The 2,799-nt window shown below is 45.5% G+C and carries 2 protein-coding genes and 1 pseudogene; all 3 read right to left on the bottom strand.

The features are described 5' to 3' along the window. Positions 1–129, bottom strand: a pseudogene (locus JF818_RS16765) (transposase); the annotation flags it as partial. Between the two features lie 45 nt (positions 130–174). Next, positions 175–1,302 (bottom strand): hypothetical protein, encoded by a 1,128-nt coding sequence (locus tag JF818_RS15825; protein ID WP_198893010.1) that lies wholly within the window; start codon positions 1,300–1,302, stop codon positions 175–177. Between the two features lie 15 nt (positions 1,303–1,317). Beyond that, entirely contained in the window at positions 1,318–2,391 is a 1,074-nt protein-coding gene (locus JF818_RS15820; protein ID WP_198893009.1) for a hypothetical protein, read from the bottom strand. Between the last annotated feature and the right edge of the window lie 408 nt (positions 2,392–2,799).

The raw sequence follows: 2,799 nt of genomic DNA, 5'->3' as shown, positions 1-2,799 counted from the left end.
GGTCGCACTGCAGATTACCCACATCCAGGAATCAAGGGTGTCCTTACGTCCAGGCTCGTCAAGGACTTGCAAGCGTGTCTCGTCGGCGTTTACAGCATCCTGTGACAGGATGAAGTCCTTTATTGCCTCGGCGACAGGTTTAGACCCTTCTTACGGGCTTTACCCGCCTACACCCTATTTTTCTGTATTGATCAGATTCACAGTTGGATTGGGATTGAATCTTGCACCTAAGAAGAAATAGGACGAACGCTGATAGTAGAAAGAATTAGATGGGAACCTTCCATGTCGATATCCACATTCGAAAGAAACGGAATCATTGATCTCCTGAGCAAGAAGGAAGGAGTGTTCCATCTCCCAAGGTGCCCCCGGATCATACACAGGGGTCATGCTTTGATCTGGTTTGCCATGTACGTCCCTGTACATGATTTTTCCTTCTTCATACAGATGGCAGTCGTAGGCGAAGATGGTATTTCCCCATTTCCTGAAAATAGGATATTCAAGCTCGAAGCCGAAGTTAATGATACGAGCCCCATATTCATCAGGGTAGTTATTGTGGGGGGTGAGATCTGTCCAATTCGGTCGGAAGATTACCGGGCGCCAGCTCTTTATATTCTTGGGCAGAAAATTGTATTCACCATACACCCTGAGCCAGGTGACGGGGTCTACAGAGATCCCGATAGCGATGCCGTTCATTCTGACGTACTTATAGGTGATCCAGAATTTGTCCAGATCTGACAGCCCTCCTGGAACTGCATGGTTGTCGATACGTTTGAGAATAGCATCCCCATAGTGTGAACAGTAGTGGTGGAAGCCAGCTCTCAAGGAGAAGCGGTCTGCCGCTCTTATGGTAGTGCCAAAGAAATAGGCACCATCAAAGCCAATGTTATCAGCCACCTGCCCATCCATAATGAAACTGATCATGCCCTGTGTGGAGAAATCAATGGATATGGGGCTGAGCCAGGCATCGAAACTGAACGTGTGCCTAAGGAGCGACAGCGTCTCACCGATGTTCAAGATCCCTACGAAAGGTTCTTGTGTAAGTTTGCGGTTCAACTCGAAAACCATCGCATCGTTTTTTTCGTCACCTACTTGATTCGCCTGCCGCCAGTCCTGGTAGACATAGTCAGGAAAGCCATCGGCCACATAGGCATAATCGAAACTCATACCGGTCCTGTACTTATCTGCCTGGTATTCTGTATAAAGCGGATCGAAAGACAACAGGTCGAGTCTATACCCAAATCCAGCGAAGAGTGAAGATGTGCCCAATATCAAAAGAAGAAGCAACACAGGTGTTTTTTTCATCCCTTACCTCTATTTTTATTGTTTGTTTGTCGAATTGTACAGGGTTACAGATCCATCAAAGTCGATTCGCATCCCGACTCTCAAATACGAAGACCTCTGGAAATAGAAGTTGTTCAGCAGATGCCTTCCATTGAAATAGCCGATTTCCAAGGACATGAGATCATTGACCTCTTGTGCCAGGACTACCCCGTGCTCGACTTCCCAAGGTGCGTCTTTATCATACACAGGATCCTGCAGCTCACCTGATGCATCTCTATATCTGATTTTCCCCTCTTCATACATATGGCAATCATAGGCGATTGTAGTTTTACCGAGTTTCTTGAAGATGGGATAGGAGAATTCAGCGCCAAAATTGATGATGCGCGCATTGTATGTATCAGGGTATCCTGTGTTACAGTATGTATCATACCAAAAAGGACTGAACATGTAGGGTTTGTAGGTAGCAGTGACTCCTGGTGCCAGGGTACTGTACTCGCCATAGAGCCTGATCCCGTCGACAGGCTCTACAGACAAGGCAACGACGAAGCTGTTCATTCTGATATACTTGTAATTTGGATCTATCTCATCACCCGGCTTCGGCTTGAGGTTTTTGAACACCGCATCGCCGTAGTGGGAGCTGTAGTGATGGAGGCCTATTCTGAGGGAGAACATATCTGCAAGGCTCATCGTCCCTCCGAAGAAGTAGACGCCGTCTTGACCGAAAAGATCGGTAATTTCGACATCATGCACAAACTTCAGCTGAAACTGGATAGAAAAATCAAAGGAAATGGGGCTGAGCCAATTGTCAAAGGTAAAGGTATTACGGAATAGGCTGAGTGTTTCGCCCACATAGATTGTAGAATGCATCGGTATGTCATAGTCTTTGCGCAAAAACACCTCAGTGGGCTTCGTTGTCCTTTGGTCCTGCATCACGCTAGCGGGAAAACCGTCGAACAAATAGTCCATGCTGAACCCCAGGCTTGATCTGTTTCTATCTGCCATATATATGTCATGAAGCGGATCCATGGCAAAAAGATCAAGGCGATAGCCTGCGAAGATTGACAAGGAACAGAGAAGGCAAAGAAGCACGACAAGCACTGTTTTTTTCATAGAAATCCCTCACTACCAATTTTTAGACATACCTAGTATAAGACCCACCTGAATGTTGGAAATTACCAATAGTCTGCCTATTGGTTTTTAACAAAACTTACACATGTATACCATAAATTTTGGCTCATGGCCATTGATAATTTCACTATGAGCATAGCTTTTAGAAAATTGTAAACGTAACTATACACTACCAATGGTTGTCGAGAAGAACCAACTCTACCAGAGTGCACAAAAGTATCACTGTACATTCATTGGATTGCTTTAAAAGTGAGCATCAAACCAAATACACCCTAGCAACATGACCACCCATTCCTATATATTGGGCCTTGAATAGAAAAGGGCATACATCTGGCCCCTGTCTAGCGACAGAGGCTGAATCAGGTAGGATTAACCTACCCAGACTTCTTT

Origin of the sequence: Sphaerochaeta sp. S2 (assembly GCF_016406725.1) — a bacterium.
Lineage (GTDB): Bacteria > Spirochaetota > Spirochaetia > Sphaerochaetales > Sphaerochaetaceae > Sphaerochaeta.
This window is presented reverse-complemented; position numbering and strand designations above follow the sequence as displayed.

Excerpts from the sequence above, each read along its gene's own strand:
- JF818_RS15825 (WP_198893010.1), bottom strand. The coding sequence starts at position 1,302 with ATGAAAAAAACACCTGTGTTGCTTCTTCTTTTGATATTGGGCACATCT.
- JF818_RS15820 (WP_198893009.1), bottom strand. The coding sequence starts at position 2,391 with ATGAAAAAAACAGTGCTTGTCGTGCTTCTTTGCCTTCTCTGTTCCTTG.